The organism is Methylobacterium sp. D48H (assembly GCF_053345715.1).
The window spans coordinates 317,368-334,346 of record NZ_JBKFAP010000003.1; the positions used below are offsets into that span (position 1 = coordinate 317,368).

Consider the following 16,979-nt stretch of genomic DNA (forward strand, 5'->3'; position numbering starts at 1 on the left):
CCGCCGGAACTGCCGGCACAACGCGCCAGGAGCCGGTTCGGCACCAAGCGCCCGCGACGATCAGCCCGCGTGGGCGCCGCGCAGGGCCTGGTCGAGATCGCCGTACAGGTCGTCCGTGTCCTCGATGCCGGTGGACAGGCGCAGCAGGTCCGGCGGGCAGGGGCTGCCCGGGCCTTCCACCGAGGCGCGGTGCTCGATGAGGCTCTCGACGCCGCCGAGCGAGGTCGCCCGCTTCCAGAGCCGCACCCGCGCCGCCGTGGCGATGGCGCCGGCCTCGCCGCCGGCGACCCGGATCGACAGCATGAAGCCGAACCCGTCCCGCATCTGCCGGCAGGCGATCGCGTGGCCGGGATCGTCCGGAAGGCCCGGGTAGAGGACGCGGGTCACGTGCGGGTGCCCGCTCAGGCGCCCGGCGAGGCGCAGGGCGCCCGCCGCCTGCGCGGCCGCCCGCAGGTGCAGGGTCCGGAGCGAGCGCATCAGCAGGTAGGCCTCGAACGGCCCGAGGATGCCGCCGCTGCCGGCGCGGATCCCCCGGATCCGCTCCCAGAACGCGTCGGCCCGCGCCCCCGCCAGCACGCCCGCAACCACGTCGGAATGACCGTTCAGGATCTTGGTGGCCGAGTGCATCACGATGTCGGCGCCGAGTTCCAGAGGGCGCGTGTGCACCGGTGAGGCGGCCGTCGAATCGACGGCGAGCCGCGCCCCCGCCGCGTGGGCGATCTCGGCCGCCGCGGCGATGTCGGTGACGGTCCAGAGCGGGTTGCCGGGGGTCTCGATCCAGACGAGCTTGGTCCGGCCGGGCTCGATCGCAGCGCGCAGGGCACCCGCGTCGTCCGTGTCCACGAAACTCAGTGTGAGGCCGCGCCGGGGCGCCTCCTCGCGCAGCCAGCGCTTCAGCGCCCAGTACATGACCGTGCCGGCGACCACGTGGTCGCCGGGCTCCAGCGCGCCGAACACCGCGGTCGCCGCCGCCATCCCCGAGCCGAACAGCAGCGCGCCGGCGGCGGCGCCCTCCAGCATCGCCAGGACCGACTCCGCCTCGCGCACCGTGGCGTTGTCGGGCCGCGCGTAGCTGTAGCCGGAGCTGTAGCCGTTGTCGGGATCGCGGATGAAGGTGGTGGCGACGTGGAGCGGCATCACCACCGCCCGCGTCTCCGGCTCGATCCGCCCCATGGCCTGGGCGGCGAGGCTCCGGCGCGTGTATTCCGGCTCGGCGTCGCTCCGGGTATCCGACGGACCCTGCGGCGCGTAAGGCTGTGACATCTGGCGATTCTCGGCGGATGGAGACGGGCGCGTGCCACGGCGCGCGAATGCCGGCAAGCCGCGCCACATGCCGGGCCACATGCCGCGCCACATGCCGCGCCCCGTGGAGACAGACGATCATGACCGCCGCCACACAGGTCCCCGAGGGATCGCCCCTGCCGCGCTGGCTCCGCCTCGCCGCCGCGATCCTGCCCGTCGCGGCCACGGCCGCCGTCGGCTCGGTGTCGACCCAGGCGGAGATCCCGGGCTGGTACGCGAGCCTGAACAAGCCGGCCTTCAACCCGCCGAACTGGGTGTTCCCGGTCGCCTGGACGATCCTCTACACGATGATCGCGGTCTCGCTCTGGCGCCTGCTCGGCGCCATGCCGCGCACGGGACCGAGCCGCCAGGGCTGGTGGCTCGCCCTCGCGGCGTTCGTGGTGCAGATCGCCCTCAACGCCGCCTGGACGCCGGTCTTCTTCACCGCCCACGCGATCGGCGCCGGCCTGATCGTCGTCGCGATGCTGCTGGTGATGGTGCTCTGGACGATCCGGCTGACCTGGCGGTTCGACCGGCTCGCGGCGTGGCTCCTCGTCCCCTACGCGGCCTGGGTCGCCTTCGCGACGCTCCTCAACGCCGCGATCCTGCGGATGAACTGATTTCCGATTCCGGTTCGGTTTCCTTCCGTCATCGCGAGCGAAGCGACCCAGTGCAGCGTTACCTCGGTCGGCGTGGCGCAACTGGATTGCTTCGCTGCGCTCGCAAGGACGGTCAGGGCAATCCGGACACCGTCAGGCGTACGGATCGGTGCAGGTCCTTCGTGAACGCCGCGAAGGCGCGCGGATCTCAGGACACGTGCTCGGGCTTCTCCTCGCCGGCCGGCCTGCCGTCGTCGCGGGCGCGGTGCAGCAGGAAGATCGCGAACACCATCGTGAGGATCAGACCCGCCAGCACGCCGAGCTCGATCATCGAGGCCTGGAACAGCGCCTGCTTCTCCGGCGACCAGTCCTTGGCGTGCATGATCTCCGACGATTGCAGGGTGATCACCAGAACCCGCCGGATCGAGGCGATCAGCCCGACGATCAGGAACGGCTCGCAGGTCAGCGTCCCCGACCGCATCGAGACCCGGACCGTGTGCAGGATCTCGATCAGCATCAGCAGGAACAGCAGCCGGTCGATCACCTCGAGGATCTGCTGAGCGCCGCCGAGCGCCCGCATCGCCTCCCAGGTCATGCCGGCGGCCTCGATCAGCGCCACGAGGGCGGTGAGCGCCAGCAGGATGCCGAGCGCCGCGTAGATCGCGTGCTCGGTGTGCAGGAAGATCGCGCTGGCGACCTTCGTCAGGCGTCCCTGGTCTTCTGAGTGTTCCGACATCATTCCCCCCTGGAATGCGCCGAGACGATCAGCTTCCGGACCGCGCGTCCAGTGCGGCGACGCTTGTGCTCGATCGATCGGGATCCGGGGTGGCGTTACGTCGCTGCCGGCGGCCGGGGCCGCTCAGTGGAAGAACGGCAGGGCGTGCGGCGCGAGGTAGCCGAAGCCGAGCAGCGCCGCCCCGGCGAGGCCCAGGAAGCCGCCGGCGAAGACCAGCAGGCTGATCCCGGTGATGACCTCGGCCGAGGCCAGCACGATCCCGATCTGGAAGGCCGCCGAGGCCAGCTCGTAGTGGTGGTAGCGCAGCAGCGCGAGGTCGCGCCGGCCCTCCGAGGCGCGGGCCTTCTCGGACAGCTCCTTGCGGCCCTCGCCGGTCGACGGCTCCGAATCCCAGCGCGCCAGCGTCTTCGACCACTCGGCGCGCTTGGCGGCGATGGCCTCCTGGTTCGGCCCCGGGGGCACCAGCGCCAGGGCCTCGTCGGCGGTCTTGAGCACCGTCGCGCGGATCGTGCGGGCCTGGAAATAGGCCCACTGGTTCGCGGCCTCGACGTTGGCGCCGATCGAATCCGTCTGGGACGCCTTGCCCAGTGTCTCGCTGAACGCGAGGAACAGCGCCAGCACCGAGATCAGCAGCGCCACGCGCTTGTTCGACCCCTCGACCGCCCCGTGACCACCCGACATCGTCTCGCTCGTCTCCGTTGATTCGGCGGGGCCGAGTCACAGCCCATCGCGGCGCGCGACGCAATCCGCGACGCAATCCGCGACGCAATCCGCGCCGCCGATCCGGCACCCGCTCTCCGCGCCGACCCGCTCTACTCCGCGGCGATCCGCGGCGGCGGCGGGTGCCCGTCATTGGCCGGATGGGCCGGATCGAAGACGGGGGCATCCTCCGGATCGTCGCGCTCGCCGATGAAGCGGCCGAACAGCCGCGTCAGCAGGCGCGACAGGTCGTCCATCAGCACGAAGATCGCCGGCACGAAGACGAGCGACAGCACCGTCGAGACGATCAGGCCGCCGATCACCGCCACCGCCATGGGTGAGCGGAACTCGCCGCCGATCCCGTAGGCCATCGCGGAGGGGACCATGCCGGCCGCCATGGCGATGGTGGTCATCACAATCGGCCGGGCGCGCTTGCGGCCGGCATCGACGATCGCGACGTTCCGGTCGACGCCGGCGCGGATCTGCTCGACGGCGAAGTCCACCAGCATGATGGCGTTCTTGGTCACGACGCCCATCAGCATCAGGATGCCGATCACCACCGGCATCGAGATCGGCATGTGGCAGATCAGCAGCGCCAGGATCGCGCCGCCGATGGAGAGCGGCAGCGAGAACAGGATGGTCAGCGGCTGCAGGAAGTTGCCGAACAGCAGGATCAGCACGCCGAAGACCATCATCAGGCCGGCGCCCATGGCCAGCGCGAAGCCCTCGAAGACCTCGCCCATCACCTCGGCGTCGCCGGTCTGGCTGATCGTGACGCCGGGCGGCAGGTTCTTGGCGGTGGGCAGGTTCATGACCTGGCTGATCAGCGCCGCGAGCGCGTCGGTGCCCTGCATGTCGCCCTCCAGGGCGACGCGCACGGCGCGGTCGTAGCGGTCGATGCCGGTCGGGCCCTGGCCGAGGCTAATGTCGGCCACGGTCGCGAGCGGGACGGCCGTCCCGCCCTTCACCGGCACCTTCAGGGTCTCGAGGTCGGAGAGCCGGCCGCGCACGCTCTCGGGGAGCTGCACGCGGATCGGGATCTGCCGGTCGGTGGCGTTGAACTTGGCGAGGTTCATGCCGATGTCGCCGATCGTCCCGACCCGCACGGTCTCGGCGATGGTGTCGGTGCTGACGCCGAGATCGGCCGCCACGGCGGGCTTCGGCCGGATCCGGACCTCGGTCCGGTCGAGGGGGGCCGTCGACATGACGTTGACGAGGTGCGGGACCTGCTGGGCCTCGCGCTGGAGCTTGGCCGCCGTCTCGGCCACCACGGCCTTGTCGGGGCCGGCGATGATCAGCGCGAGGTCGCGCTGGCCGCCCTCGCGCAGGGCCCAGAAGCGCAGGTCCGGCTCCTCCCGGAGGATCGCCGCGACCTCGGCGTCGATCTGCTTCTGCGTCTTGTCGCGGGCGTTCTTCGGCGTGAGGTTGATGGTGAGGCTCGCGAGGCGCACCTCCTTCTTGGCCGGCAGCTGACGGCCGCCGTCCACGAACACGCTCTTCACCTCGGGCAGCGCGCGGATCTTCTCCTCGATGCGGTCGGTGACCCGGACCGTGTCCTGGAGCCGGGCGCCCGGCGGCAGCTCCACCACGAACAGGGTGCGGGCCTGGTCCTCGGCCGGCAGGAAGCCCGCGGGCAGCAGGCCCGTGGAGGCGATGGAGCCGGCGAAGCACGCGAGGCCGAGCACCAGCGTGATGAACTTGTGCCGGACCGACCACGCGACGAGGCGGGTGTAGCCGCGCATGACGACGCCGTCCCGCTCGTGGTCCGGCCCGTGGTCGCGCAGGAAGTAGGCGGCGAGCAGCGGCGTGATCAGGCGCGCCACGAGCAGCGACATGAACACCGCGGCCGCGATGGTCAGGCCGAACTGCTTGAAGTACTGGCCGGCGATGCCGCCCATGAACGACACCGGCGAGAAGATCGCGATGATCGTCGCCGTGATGGCGATGACCGCGAGGCCGATCTCGTCGGCGGCCTCGAGGGACGCGCGGTAGGGCGACTTCCCCATCCGCATGTGCCGGACGATGTTCTCGATCTCCACGATCGCGTCGTCCACCAGGATGCCGGTGACGAGCGTGATCGCCAGCAGGCTGACGGCGTTGAGCGAGAAGCCCAGGGCGCTCATCACCCAGAAGGTCGGCAGCACCGAGAGGGGCAGCGCCACCGCGGCGATCAGGGTCGCGCGCCAGTCGCGCAGGAACAGCAGCACCACCACGACGGCGAGGAGGGCGCCCTCGATCAGGCCCATCATGGCGGAGTGGTAGTTGCCGATCGTGTTGACGACGCTGGTGTCGATCAGGTCGAACCGCACGTTGGGATTGGCCGCGTGCAGCGCCGCGATCTTCTTGGCGACGCCCATCGACACGTCGGCGTCGCTGGCGCCGCTGGCGCGGGAGATCGCGAAGGCGACCACCGGCTCGCCGTTGAAGCGCGCGAAGGTGCGGGGCTCCTCGGCGGTGTCCGACAGGGTCGCGAGCTCGTCGAGGCGGACCTTGCGGTTGCCCGGCACCACGATGGAGGTCTTGGCGAGCGTCTCGAGACTCGCCGAGGCGGCGAGCGCCCGGATGGACTGCTCCTGGCCGCCGACCTCGGCCCGGCCGCCGGCCATGTCGGCCGAGGTCAGGCGCAGCTGCCGGTTCACGTCCGCGGCGGTGATGCCCAGCGCCAGCAGGCGGTCGGGCTTCAGGGTGACGCGGATCTCGCGGGCGACGCCGCCGAGGCGCTCGACGCCGCCGACGCCCTTTACGCTCTGCAAGCCCCGGGCGACGACGTCGTCCACGAACCACGACAGGTCCTCGGGCGTCATGGCGGGCGCGGAGGCGCCGTAGACCATGATCGGCAGGCCGGCGATCTCCACGCGCGAGACGATCGGCTCGTCGATCGTCCGCGGCAGGTTCTGGCGGATCTTGGCGATGGCGTCCTTGACGTCGTTGGTCGCCCGATCCTGGTTCACCTCCAGGCGGAACTCGATCGTGGTGGTGGAGGTGCCCTCCGTGATCGTCGAGAGGATGTGCTTGACGCCCTTCACGCCGGCGACCGAATCCTCGACCCACTTGGTGACCTGGGTCTGAAGTTCGGCGGGCGCGGCGCCCGATTGGGTGATCGTCACCGAGACGATCGGGATGTCGATGTTGGGGAACCGGGTGATCGGCAGCGCGCGGAAGCTCACCAGCCCGAGGATCATCAGGACCAGGAACAGGACCACCGAGGGCAGGGGCCTGCGGATCGCCCAGGCGGAGACGTTGAGGCGCATGGCCGGATCCTTCGACTCGTCCTACCGCGGGGCCGCGTCGGCGATCGGCGTGCTGGTGGGCGCCGGCACGGGGCGCACCCGGTCGCCGTCGCGCAGGAAGCTCCCCGCGCGGGCCACGACGCTCTCGCCGGCCGCGACGCCGGAACGGAGCTCGGTGAAGCCGTCGGCGGAGAGGCCCGCGGCCACGGGCCGCGCCTCGACGCGCCCGTCCTTCACCACGAGGACGCTGGCGCGGCCGTCGGCCGCGTAGAGCAGGCTGGAGACCGGCACGGCCACGCCGGTGCGGCGCGCGATCTCGACGTTGCCGCGCGCGAAGGCGCCGATGCGCAGGGCCGGATCGTCGCCGAGACGGATGCGCACCTTGCCGAGCCGCGTGGCCCGGTCGACCTCCGGGTAGACCCGGCGCACCTTGCCGGCGAGGCGGCGGCCATCATCGAGGTCGAGGCTCGCCGGGTTGCCGACGTGGATGCGCGCCAGCGACGTCTCCGGCACCTCGCCTTCCAACTCGATCTCGCCCCGGGCGATCAGCCGGAACAGCGGCTCGCCCACCGCGGTGGCTGTGGCGCCGATCCGGGCGGTGCGGCGATTGACGATGCCGGCCTCGGGGGCGCGGATGTCGGTGCGAGCGCGCCGCAGGGCGATCTCGGCGCCGGCCGCCCGGGCGGTGGCGAGGTCGGCCTGGGCCGATTGCAGGCCGCCCCTGGCGGCGGCGAGGCGCCCTTCCGCCCCCTGCGCCGCCGAGACGCGCTGTTCCAGCACGGCCGCGGTGGCGTTCCCGGTCTTGGCGAGCGCCTGGGCCCGCTCCAGCGACTGCTTGGCTTCGACGTTGGCCGCCTCCGCCTGGACGATCTGGCTCTGGGCCTGGACGATGGCCGCCTCGGCCCGGGCGATCGCCGCGGCGTTCGAGGCCTCCTGGGTGACGATCATCTCCAGCGACAGCTTGGCGAGAACCTGTCCCTTGGTGACGCGGTCGCCCTCCTCGACGAGGAGATCGGTGATGCGCAGGCCCTCGACCTCCGGGGAGACGAGGATCTCGTCGCGCGGGACCAGCGTGCCGGTGACGACGGCCCGCTCGACGATCTCGCGGTTCTCGGCCGGGACCACGGTGACGGCGGGCGCGATGGCGGCCGCGTCGGGAACGGCGGCGGTCTCGACGGCCCTGGCCGGCGCCCCGGCGAGGATCGCGAGCCCGCACAGGAGAGTGAGGCGGGGCGCGCGCCAACGGACGGAGTTCACGACGGGGGCCTCGCAATCGGCGCTGGACTGGTATTGCCTCTCCCTCGCTGGGCAGGTCGGCGTTTTCATGGCGAGCCACTCCACCGGAGACCGAGCATAGCGCCATCCGGCCGGGCCGTCGCCGGGCCTCGCGCCGCAGGTGATCGGGCCGGCCGGAGCGCGGCCGTTCACGGCGCTGGACCTGCAACCAGCCATGAATAGCGACGTTAATAGGCCGATGGTCTTCTCGGGACCGGGGAGGGGTCGATGAGCATTTTTCAGATTAGGCAGAAGAAGAGCGGCGCGGTGCTCTGGACGGGAGCGGCCGACGACGAGCAGACGGCCCTCGACGCCATGGCGCGCGAGGCGGGCTATCGCGACTTCTCGTCCCTGCCGGACACGATCCGCGCCGACGGGATCGAGGCGGCGAAGCTCGACCTGATCTCCTGAGTCCGGACTTGAGTGCGGACTGAGGCACCCGCGCCGGCGCGGCGACCGCCCGCTCCGTCGCGGCCCGGCCGTTCAGAGATCCGCGACCAGGGTCTGGATCGTCGCGGCGCAGGTCCGGACCGCGTCCGGGTCGTGCAGGCCGCCGATCACCGATGGGTCGATGGCGCGGGCCGCCGCGATGAGGCCAGGCCACGCCGCGGCCGAGGGCCAGCCGGGATGAACGATCGCGGCCCCGAGCCGGGCCAGCGCCTCGGCCTTCTCGGTCTGCTCCCCGTAGGCACGCTCCTCCGGGAGGCAGACGAAGCGCTTCCGCTGCGCGGCCGCCAGGGCGACCACGCCGTCGCCGCCGCCGCCCACCAGCAAAGCCGCTCGCGCGACCCGCGCCTCGACGTCCGGGACCCAGCCGTGCAGGTGCAGGTTGCCGGGGACGGCGCCCGAGCCTGATACCGGCCCCAACACGTGCCACGGCCGGTCCGGCACCGCCCGCGCGGCCGCGGCGAGATCCGCGAGGTCGCCCCCCGCGCCGCCGCGGCCGAACACGACCACGATCTCGCGGCTCGCCTCGGTCGGGGCCTGCGCCGGCGCGCCGAGGAAGCCGGCATAGAGCGTCTTGGCGCGAACCCAATCCGGCACGCCCGCGCCGTCGAGCGCCTCGGGGAAGGGGGCGAGCAGCCGCGCCGCGCCGCGGAAAGCCTCCAGATGCGGCCGGTCGGTCCGGGTTCCGGCGAGTCGCACCACCAAAGTCGGGACCGAGAGCAGGCGCGCGAACAGCGCGACCTCCACCGAGACATCGACCACGAGGAGGGCCGGATCGGCCCGCTCCGCCCAGGCGGCGATGCGCGCCATCCGCGCGCGGACCCCCGGATGGTTGAGCGGCGCGTAGTGCAGGGCCTCGGGCCGCTCGGTCGCGCCGTCCCGGCCGTCGAAGGCCGCGTCGCCGAGGGGGCGGTCGTCGGGCAGGTCGACGGTGTCGAGGCCGGCGGTGTCGAACCCGGTCAGAGTGCCGAGGATCGTGCAGGGCCGGTCCAGGGCACCGGCGACGGCCCGGGCCCGCTGGAGATGGCCGGCGCCCTGGTGATGGACGTACCAGCCGATGCCGCGGGTCACGCGGCGTCCCTCAGGGACGACGCGAGGGCGTCGAGATCGGCGACCGCCTGGTCGAGGGCGCAGTCCCGCGCCGGCGGGCTGCGCGACTCGAGGATCCGGTCGGCCCGCTCCACGAAGGCGATGTCGTTCGGGCAGGCCCCGACGGCGGCGAGGTCGTCGGCGTCGAGACCGAGCCGTGCGCAGGCCGCAGCGCGGGCCTGCGGGTCGAGGTGGAAGGCCCGGCGCAGGGCCGCGCGGCGCAGGATCAGCGCCTGCCAGTGCGCGGCCTCCGGCAGCAGGTAGGCCTCCCCGTCGAGGACGCGGGTCCGGCGCAGCATCTCGGTGGCCATGCCGCCCGAGACCCGCCCCTGGTGGCGGGACGAGACCAGCACCTGCACGTCCGGGCAGTGGCGCAGGCGCGCGCCGTTGGCGCGCAGCAGCCCGACGAGGGCGTTGTCCTCGCCGCAGGGCAGCGCCGGCAGCCCGCCGACCGCTCGGTACAGGATCGCGGGCACGGCGAGGCTCGCGCCGGTATGGTCGCCGTGACGGGGGGCGGGATCGTAGGGCGGCGGGTCGAGCAGGTCCTCCAGGCGTCGGACGCCGGACCAGTAGCGCTCGATGCGCGCGTGCAGGTCCGTCAGGGCGGGGTCCGGCGTGCCGTCGTCGTCGATCACCAGCCGGCCACCGACGATGTCGGCGGCCTCCAGCGCGCGGAGATTGGCCGCGACCCACTCGGCCGGCAGGCGGGCATCCGCGTCGGTGGTGAGGAGGATGCCGTCCGGCTCCCCGTCCGCCTCCAGCCAGTCGGCCCCGGCATCGAGCGCCATGCGCCGCGCCGTGCCGACATGGGCGTCCGCGCCGCCGAGCTCGACCGCGATCAGCCGGAGGGTCAGGGTCGCGAGGATGCCCGAGGCCTCGACGTCCCGCACCGCCTGGACGGTCCCGTCCGTGCAGTTGTTGGCCAGCACCACGACGCGCAGGGGCGCCCGCGCCGAGACGCCGTTCTGCGCGGCCAGGGAGGCGAGCAGGCGCGGCAGGCGCTCGGCCTCGTTCCGGGCGGGGATGCAGACGACGCAGGGCGGTGGGGCCGGATGGTCGGCGTCGGTGGTCATGGCAGGTCTCCCGTGGCACCCTCGTGCGCCGCGGAGGTCGGGGGCGGCCCGTCATGCCGCCGGGCTCCGGGCTCGGGTGCGGATTGCGGCGCGCGGATCCGCGCCGTTCAGCCGCGTCCTCCGGCGACGCGCAGGGCCGGCCGTGCCCGCTCGGCGCAGCGCGCGATCACGGCGTCGTAGGCCTCCAGGTAGCGCCCGGTCATGGCGGCGGCGTCGTAGAGCGCCTCGGCGCGGTTGCGGCAGGCCCGGCGCGACAGGCCGGCGGCCTCCCGGATCGCCACCGAGAGATCCTGCGGGTCGTCCGGGCGGGCGAGGCGGCCGCAGGACGCATCCAGGATGTCGGGCATGGCGCCGCGCCGGAAGGCGGCGACCGGCGTGCCGCAGGCCAGGGCCTCCGCCACGACGAGGCCGAAGGGCTCCTCCCAGCGGGGCGAGACGATCGCCACGCGGGCCCGGCCGAGATGATGGGCGAGGTCCCGGTGGGAGAGATGGCCGAGATGCGTCAGGTCCGGCCCGAGACGCGGGGCGATCTCGGCGGCCCAGTAGCCGGGATTGAGCTTGGGACCCGCGAAGATCAGCGGCAGCCCGGCGGCGCGCGCCGCGTCGATCGCGAGGTGCAGCCCCTTCTCGGGCACGATCCGGCCCGACCAGAAGGCGAAGGGCGTATCGTCGGCAGCGTGTGAGAACGCGAAGGTCGAGAGGTCCACGCCGTTGTCGACCACCTGGGCGCCGGGCACGAGATGCGCCCATTCCTGCGCCAGCGACGGGGACACCGCCAGAAAGGCCATGTCGGGGTCGGCCTGGACGACGCCGCCGACCAGGGAGTCGAAGGGCGGCGTGTGCAGCACGGTGACCCAGGGCAGGCCGAGCCGGGCGCTCTCGCGCAGCGGCAGGGCGTGCAGCGCGTTGTTGTGGACGAGATCGAAGCCTCCGGCCGCGACCATCTCCATCATGCGCCGGTAGGCGTCCTCCTCCTCCCGGTCGATCGCCTCCTCCCGCTCCGGGTCGAGGAGCGCGTCCCCGGTCGGATCGCAGAGCATGACCGGGTCGAGCGCCGGGTCGGACCCGCGGCTCGCGAACAGCGTGACGTCGTGCCCGTGCCGCTTCAGCGCGACGGTCAGGAGATGCGTGTGCATCTCCAGGCCGCCGGCGTAGGGCTGGCCGATCGGGTATTTCAGATGTGCGAGGACAGCGATCTTCACGCGCGCACCGAGTCCGGTTGGGTGGGGATTTCTGCCGCCCGCAGCGGCGCGAAAGGACTTCTTTCCGCAGCGAGGGTGGCGGGGATCATGCCGAATATTTCTTCAACAAGCGTTGCGTTGACGGGGTCGGAGCGACGACGAACGCGACGCTTGCCGGCTTCGTAAGCGCGGCGGCCTGAACCATTGATGATCGACATCCGCGGGTGACCGTTCACGCCGCGGCGCGGCACGCCTCCGGGCTGCCCCGCGGACACGCGGTCGCGGAGCCCCGAGCGGCCTGTTAGGCTGCACGGCCGCGCCGGCCGTGGCGCTGTCAGGGGAGGGGTGTCGAAGGGGCTTCCGTTGGGGCTGAGCGTGTTCGCCGTGGGCTTGGCGGTGCTGGCGATCATCACCCTGGCCGCGGGCGTGAAGATCGTGCCCCAGGGCCACGTCTACACGGTGGAGCGCTTCGGCCGCTACGCCCGCAGCCTCGACGCCGGCCTCGGCCTGATCACGCCCTTCGTCGAGCGGATCGGCCGCAAGGTCAACGTGATGGAGCAGGTCATCGACGTGCCGAGCCAGCAGGCCTTCACCCGCGACAATGCCGGCGTCACCATCGACGCGGTGGTGTTCTACCAAGTGCTCGACGCGGCGCGCGCCTCCTACGAGGTCTCGAGCCTCGACCTCGCGGCCACGACCCTGACCATGACCAACATCCGCACCGTGGTCGGCTCGATGGATCTCGACCAGCTCCTCGCCCACCGCGACGAGATCAACGAGCGGCTGCTCCGGGTGATGGACGCGGCGGCCTCGCCCTGGGGCGTCAAGATCAACCGGATCGAGATCAAGGACATCGTGCTCCCGGCCGACCTCGCCGGGGCGATGGCCCGGCAGATGAAGGCCGAGCGCGAGAAGCGCGCCTCGATCCTGGAGGCGGAGGGGCAGCGCGCCGCCGAGATCCTGCGGGCCGAGGGGCGCAAGCAATCGGCGATCCTGGAGGCGGAGGGCCGGCGCGAGGCCGCGTTCCGCGACGCGGAGGCGCGGGAGCGCTCGGCCGAGGCCGAGGCGGCGGCGACCGGGATGGTCAGCCGGGCGATCGCCGAGGGCGACATCGCGGCGGCGAACTTCCTCGTGGCCGAGAAGTACGTCGACGCGGTGCGGGCGATCGCCACCGCGCCGAACCAGCGGGTCGTGGTGGTGCCGATCGAGGCGGCGGCCCTCGCCGGCACGCTCGGCGGCATCGGCGAGCTCACCCGCACGGTCTTCGGCGACGGCGCCGCCGCGCCCCGGCGCACCGGGACCCCGCCGAACGTCGCGGCGCCGCGGGCCTGACGCCGGTGACGCTCGATTCCCTCGCCGGAACCCTCGGGGCCCTCGGGGCGGCCTGGAGCTGGGTCATCGCCGGCCTCGTGCTCGCCGGTGCCGAGATCCTGCTGCCCGGCGTGTTCCTGATCTGGCTCGGCCTCGCCGCCGTCGCGACCGGCCTCGCGGCCGCGGCGCTGCCCATGCCCTGGCAGGGCCAGACCCTGCTGTTCGCCGGTCTCGCCGTCGCCCTGGTGGCGCTCGCGGCGCGCCTCCAGCACCGCGGCAGGCGGGCCGGGCCGGACCTGAACCGCGCCGACCGCGGCCTGATCGGGCGCGAGGGCGTGCTCGACGAGCCGATCGTGCGGGGCGCGGGCCGGATCCGCTTCGACGACACGCTGTGGCGGGTCGAGGGGCCCGACCTGCCGGCGGGCCGCCGGGTGCGCGTCACCGGGATCGGCGGCACGGTCCTGCGGGTGGAGGCGGCCTGAGGGCCGCGCCTACCCGAACGCCCCGACCTCGTGCTGGATCATCCCCGAGATCTCCCGCACCTGATCGAACATCCGGCGGATCGGCTGGAACAGGTTGGCGTGCTCCGCCTCGTAGGTGCCGACGTCGCGCGGGCCGGCCGGCTCGCCGAAGTTCAGGCCCAGCGTCGGGTCCGGCGTCACCGGGAAGATCGCGTCGAGGAGCTTCAGGCAGCCGTCGATGTCCAGCCGCAGGAAGCGCTCCAGCAGCTGCTCGCGGGAGATGCCCGCCTGGGGCCGGAAGCCCGGGATGTGCACCGCCAGGAACCAGATCCGGTGGATCAGCGCGAGGCGCAGGGCGTGGAGCAGCGTCAGCCGGGCCGACATGGCGGGCAGGTCCGGGGCGGCCGCGCTCAGGGCGAGCCAGTCCCGGGTCAGGCGTCCGAACAGGTTCCGCAGCGCGGGGGCGAGGTCGAGGCGCTCCAGCGCCCCGGAGATCACCACCAGCTCGTCCCGGCGGAAATCCTTCTGGGTGCGCCGCGCCCGCTCCAGCCACACGGCCGGGTCCAGGGTGTCGATATAGGCCCGCAGGACGTCGAGGTCGCCGACCGAGGCGGCGTGCTGGACCAGCCGGAAGGCCCGGGAGAAGCGCACCGAGTCGCGCCGCATGTCGCGGAACAGGTCGGGGCCGCGCTGGGCCGCCCGGCCGATCCCGTGGAGGGAGTTCGCCAGGAAGCCGAGCTGGTGCAGGATCGCGTTGTTGGGGATCGCCCGCATCTGGCGCGGATGGGTGATCCGCGCCGGGCCGCCATTGTCGGTCTGGCGCGCCACCGGGCGCGACCCGGTCCGGTCGATCAGGCTCGGGCCGAAGGTGCCGAGGAGCGCCGCGTAGCCCGGATCGTCGACCAGCGCCTCCATGTCCTGGCGGGCGGCGGTGAAGAATTCGAGGGCGAAGTCCGGCTCGGCGTAGATCGGGTCGACGTTGCTGTCGGAGGCCTTCGGCCGGTCGTTCAGGGCGTAGTCCGGGAACGAATCCTCCTCCGTCACGTCGAGCGCGTAGACGTGCTCGGCGATGCGGGCGACGCTGGCGCGCGCCAGCGCCTCGGTGCCGTACAGCAGGTAGCCGTCGGTCCCCTGGAAGCTCGATTCGAGCCGGACCCGGATGCCGGCCTTCCGGGCGCGGTCGCGCGCGTCCTCGGGGGCGAGGTAGGCGAGGCGGTCGCGCAGGGAGGTCGGATGGGCGCCGCGCCCGATCGACTCGCCGTGCGTGTCGAAGATCGCGAGCTCGACGTCGGACAGGCCGTTCTGGACCAGCATCTCGGTGATGCGCAGCCGCAGCCGCTCGATCCAGAAGGTCGCCGCGAGCTGGCCGACGTAGCGGCCCGAATCGGAGTAGCCGAACTGCACGGTGAGACGGCCGATGCGCTTCAGGTACTGGCGCCAGTGCGGGTTGCGCAGGGCGTCGTCGAGCACCCGGATGCCCTGCTCCAGCGCGCTCGCCGTCTCGAACAGCGGTGTGATCTCGAGCTTGTCGGCGATGCCGTAGTGGCGCGCGAGCCAGAGGGCGGCGAGCAGGGTGTAGCCGGTCTCGGTCTCGGCGATGAGGAAGCGCACCGGATGGGTGCCGTCCACATGCTTGAGGATCTGGGCGATCGTCATCATCAGCCGCGCCGCCGAGGCCCGCTCGGCCGCGAGCGCCCCGAAATCGACCGCCACCGGGCGGACGTCGTTCAGCAGCGTGTGGATCGTCGCGAGGTGCGAGCGGCGGCGGGCCGCGTCGGTGGGCTCGCCCTCAAGGTCGATCACCCGCCGCACCGCGTTGTGGATCTGGCTGGCGTTCAGCCGGAAATGCGGCAGGGCGTTCGACAGGCCGTGCGTCGCGACGCCCGCGCGCAGGACGGCGATCCGGCGCTGGTCGGCCGGATCGTCGGCGGCCTCGAGGGCCTTGGTCAGCGCGGCGACGAGGGTGCCGGCATCGGTCTGGGCGCGCTCGCGCTCGATGATGAGCGCCAGGGCGAAGCGGTGCACCGCCTCCAGGGACGGCTGGTCGCCGAGGCGCGGCGCCACGGTGAGCTGGCGGTTCACGGCCGCCAGGGCGTTCTCCGCGAGGGCCCGGACCTCGCGGCAGGCGGGGATCTCGGGCAGGTCGCGCATCACCCGGTCGAACTGCATGCGCTTCGAGATCAGCCGGTAGCGCAGGGTGTCCCACCAGCCGATATCGGTGCGCCCGTCGGTGTCGCAGCCGACCCAGCTGGCGATGGCGAAGGGGCGGGGCGTCAGCTCGGTCCAGCGGTCGGGCCAGCGGGCGCGGGCGGCGTCGAGCAGGGCGCCGTTGAAGGCGTCGAGGGCGAGCCGGCCGTTATTGGCCGCCGCGCAGGCCTGCTCGAACTCGACATCCAGGGTGATCGGCGCGTCCGGCCGGGTCGACAGGGCCGCCGCGCGCGCGACCAGCCCGGCGCGGTCCCTGGCGTCGGGCAGGCTCGCGGCCTCGGCGAGGAGGCCCGCGACGGCTCGGGGCATGCCGAAGGTGGGGTGGGCCGTGAACACCACCGCGAAGGCGGTGCGGTGGATCAGGGCCGCGAAGGCCTCGACGCCGTCCGGCCGGTCGGGCGCCGCCGCCACGAGCCGCGCGGGGATCGCCGCCTGCGGATCCTCCGGCCCGGCATCGAGCCCGACATAGGCCCGCAGCCGTTCCGCCCGCGCCGCCAGCGCTGCGGCACGCAGGCGCACGAACAGGCCGTCGAGGTCGCCCGTCGAGATCTCGTTCCGGTCGAAGCGCCGGGTGATCGCCAGAGTCACCGCCAGGACGGGATTGCGGAACGGGTCCTCCCGGGCCTGATCCCGGGCGGCCTCGATCAGTCCGAGGAGGTGCGCCTCCAGTTCCTCGGGCTCGCGGCTCGGCTCGTGCTGCATCGGTCGGTCCCGGCTCCGGTCTGCCCGCATCTACCCGGTCCGCCGGCCCACGCAAGGAGCGTTCCGCACGTGACCCGGGACTGACCGGATCCTGACAGAGGACGGGGCCGAGGACGTGACGGGGAACACAACCGCGACGCGGCGGGGCGATATCGACGATGGGATGGGGTGGCGGCGGCCTGAACCGCAGGCTAGAGCTGACCTCCTGATGGAGCGCCTGTTCATCATCCTGGCTATTCTGGTCTTCGCTGTCGCCATCGTCGCCGTGGCCGCGATGGCGGCACGCGGCCGGCGCGAGCCCCTGCGCATGGGTTCCGAACTCGACATCGAGGACGAGGACCTCGTCATCGGCTCGGTCGGACCGCGCAAGAGCCCGATCGACCGCAGCGCCCAGGTGCTCGACCCGCGCGTGCTCGATCTGGACGCGATCGAACTGGAGCCGATCCGCGCCCTCGACCGGACACAGCGCGACGCGGCGCTCCGCGGAGATCCGCCGGGAGCCGGGCGATGAAGCGATGTGCGCGCGGGGTGGCCGGGCTGCTGCTCGCCGGTCCTCTCTGCCTGTCGACGATGCAGGCGACGGCCGCGCCCGCCGGCAAGCCGGCGCCGGCCGCGCCTCCCCAGGCCGCGCCCGCGCAAGTCGCGCCTGCACCGGCCGCGCCTGCGCCGGCCGCCCCCGCCGCGAAG

General features: G+C 73.0%; 15 protein-coding genes. 5 read left to right on the forward strand and 10 right to left on the reverse strand.

Annotation, left to right across the window (positions count from 1 at the left end; translation table 11 throughout):
• Positions 1 to 60: 60 nt before the first annotated feature.
• Complete coding sequence (locus ACLBX8_RS10255; RefSeq protein ID WP_447715048.1) at positions 61 to 1,263, reverse strand: trans-sulfuration enzyme family protein; 1,203 nt, start codon at positions 1,261 to 1,263, stop codon at positions 61 to 63.
• Between the two features lie 119 nt (positions 1,264 to 1,382).
• Here ACLBX8_RS10255 and ACLBX8_RS10260 point away from each other — a divergent pair, with 119 nt between their 5' ends.
• Positions 1,383 to 1,901 (forward strand): TspO/MBR family protein, encoded by a 519-nt coding sequence (locus tag ACLBX8_RS10260; RefSeq protein WP_091979357.1) that lies wholly within the window; start codon positions 1,383 to 1,385, stop codon positions 1,899 to 1,901.
• 187 nt (positions 1,902 to 2,088) lie between these two features.
• On the opposite strand, the gene ACLBX8_RS10265 is transcribed toward ACLBX8_RS10260, so the two are convergent.
• The 4 genes from ACLBX8_RS10265 to ACLBX8_RS10280 form a co-directional block, all read right to left on the reverse strand.
• Positions 2,089 to 2,616, reverse strand: a complete 528-nt coding sequence (locus ACLBX8_RS10265; RefSeq protein WP_056532064.1) for a phosphate-starvation-inducible PsiE family protein — start codon at positions 2,614 to 2,616, stop codon at positions 2,089 to 2,091.
• Positions 2,617 to 2,739: 123 nt separating this feature from the next.
• Entirely contained in the window at positions 2,740 to 3,297 is a 558-nt protein-coding gene (locus tag ACLBX8_RS10270; RefSeq protein ID WP_020090790.1) for a DUF4337 domain-containing protein, read from the reverse strand.
• Between the two features lie 131 nt (positions 3,298 to 3,428).
• Positions 3,429 to 6,566, reverse strand: coding sequence for an efflux RND transporter permease subunit (locus tag ACLBX8_RS10275; protein ID WP_447715049.1), 3,138 nt, complete (start codon positions 6,564 to 6,566; stop codon positions 3,429 to 3,431).
• Between the two features lie 21 nt (positions 6,567 to 6,587).
• Positions 6,588 to 7,871, reverse strand: a complete 1,284-nt coding sequence (locus ACLBX8_RS10280; protein ID WP_081636434.1) for an efflux RND transporter periplasmic adaptor subunit — start codon at positions 7,869 to 7,871, stop codon at positions 6,588 to 6,590.
• Between the two features lie 177 nt (positions 7,872 to 8,048).
• Here ACLBX8_RS10280 and ACLBX8_RS10285 point away from each other — a divergent pair, with 177 nt between their 5' ends.
• A complete protein-coding gene (locus ACLBX8_RS10285; RefSeq protein ID WP_091676367.1) occupies positions 8,049 to 8,231 on the forward strand; it encodes a hypothetical protein in 183 nt (60 codons plus the stop codon).
• Positions 8,232 to 8,303: 72 nt separating this feature from the next.
• Here ACLBX8_RS10285 and ACLBX8_RS10290 read toward each other — a convergent pair whose 3' ends face one another.
• The 4 genes from ACLBX8_RS10290 to ACLBX8_RS10305 form a co-directional block, all read right to left on the reverse strand.
• Complete coding sequence (locus ACLBX8_RS10290) at positions 8,304 to 9,338, reverse strand: glycosyltransferase (protein ID WP_447715050.1); 1,035 nt, start codon at positions 9,336 to 9,338, stop codon at positions 8,304 to 8,306.
• Complete coding sequence (locus tag ACLBX8_RS10295; protein ID WP_447698319.1) at positions 9,335 to 10,429, reverse strand: glycosyltransferase; 1,095 nt, start codon at positions 10,427 to 10,429, stop codon at positions 9,335 to 9,337. The genes ACLBX8_RS10290 and ACLBX8_RS10295 overlap by 4 nt, the downstream gene beginning before the upstream one ends.
• A gap of 107 nt (positions 10,430 to 10,536) precedes the next feature.
• Entirely contained in the window at positions 10,537 to 11,631 is a 1,095-nt protein-coding gene (locus ACLBX8_RS10300) for a glycosyltransferase (protein WP_447698320.1), read from the reverse strand.
• The gene (locus ACLBX8_RS10305; RefSeq protein ID WP_447698321.1) at positions 11,628 to 11,828 is read right to left on the reverse strand and encodes a hypothetical protein; all 201 of its coding nucleotides are present in this window, start codon (positions 11,826 to 11,828) and stop codon (positions 11,628 to 11,630) included. Before ACLBX8_RS10305 ends, ACLBX8_RS10300 begins: the two co-directional genes overlap by 4 nt.
• Positions 11,829 to 11,973: 145 nt before the next feature.
• Between ACLBX8_RS10305 and ACLBX8_RS10310 the strand changes: the two genes are divergently transcribed.
• Complete coding sequence (locus ACLBX8_RS10310; protein ID WP_447715051.1) at positions 11,974 to 12,942, forward strand: SPFH domain-containing protein; 969 nt, start codon at positions 11,974 to 11,976, stop codon at positions 12,940 to 12,942.
• A gap of 5 nt (positions 12,943 to 12,947) precedes the next feature.
• Positions 12,948 to 13,403 (forward strand): NfeD family protein, encoded by a 456-nt coding sequence (locus ACLBX8_RS10315; RefSeq protein ID WP_056531510.1) that lies wholly within the window; start codon positions 12,948 to 12,950, stop codon positions 13,401 to 13,403.
• A 9-nt stretch (positions 13,404 to 13,412) separates the two neighbouring features.
• On the opposite strand, the gene ACLBX8_RS10320 is transcribed toward ACLBX8_RS10315, so the two are convergent.
• The gene (locus tag ACLBX8_RS10320; RefSeq protein ID WP_447715052.1) at positions 13,413 to 16,292 is read right to left on the reverse strand and encodes a phosphoenolpyruvate carboxylase; all 2,880 of its coding nucleotides are present in this window, start codon (positions 16,290 to 16,292) and stop codon (positions 13,413 to 13,415) included.
• Between the two features lie 208 nt (positions 16,293 to 16,500).
• Between ACLBX8_RS10320 and ACLBX8_RS10325 the strand changes: the two genes are divergently transcribed.
• A complete protein-coding gene (locus ACLBX8_RS10325) occupies positions 16,501 to 16,803 on the forward strand; it encodes a hypothetical protein (RefSeq protein ID WP_091676379.1) in 303 nt (100 codons plus the stop codon).
• Positions 16,804 to 16,979: the final 176 nt, after the last annotated feature.

Excerpts from the sequence above, each read along its gene's own strand:
- ACLBX8_RS10275 (WP_447715049.1), bottom strand. The coding sequence starts at position 6,566 with ATGCGCCTCAACGTCTCCGCCTGGGCGATCCGCAGGCCCCTGCCCTCG.
- ACLBX8_RS10325 (WP_091676379.1), top strand. The coding sequence starts at position 16,501 with ATGGAGCGCCTGTTCATCATCCTGGCTATTCTGGTCTTCGCTGTCGCC.
- ACLBX8_RS10320 (WP_447715052.1), bottom strand. The coding sequence starts at position 16,292 with ATGCAGCACGAGCCGAGCCGCGAGCCCGAGGAACTGGAGGCGCACCTC.
- ACLBX8_RS10270 (WP_020090790.1), bottom strand. The coding sequence starts at position 3,297 with ATGTCGGGTGGTCACGGGGCGGTCGAGGGGTCGAACAAGCGCGTGGCG.
- ACLBX8_RS10285 (WP_091676367.1), top strand. The coding sequence starts at position 8,049 with ATGAGCATTTTTCAGATTAGGCAGAAGAAGAGCGGCGCGGTGCTCTGG.
- ACLBX8_RS10295 (WP_447698319.1), bottom strand. The coding sequence starts at position 10,429 with ATGACCACCGACGCCGACCATCCGGCCCCACCGCCCTGCGTCGTCTGC.
- ACLBX8_RS10305 (WP_447698321.1), bottom strand. The coding sequence starts at position 11,828 with ATGTCGATCATCAATGGTTCAGGCCGCCGCGCTTACGAAGCCGGCAAG.
- ACLBX8_RS10260 (WP_091979357.1), top strand. The coding sequence starts at position 1,383 with ATGACCGCCGCCACACAGGTCCCCGAGGGATCGCCCCTGCCGCGCTGG.
- ACLBX8_RS10255 (WP_447715048.1), bottom strand. The coding sequence starts at position 1,263 with ATGTCACAGCCTTACGCGCCGCAGGGTCCGTCGGATACCCGGAGCGAC.
- ACLBX8_RS10265 (WP_056532064.1), bottom strand. The coding sequence starts at position 2,616 with ATGTCGGAACACTCAGAAGACCAGGGACGCCTGACGAAGGTCGCCAGC.
- ACLBX8_RS10280 (WP_081636434.1), bottom strand. The coding sequence starts at position 7,871 with ATGAAAACGCCGACCTGCCCAGCGAGGGAGAGGCAATACCAGTCCAGC.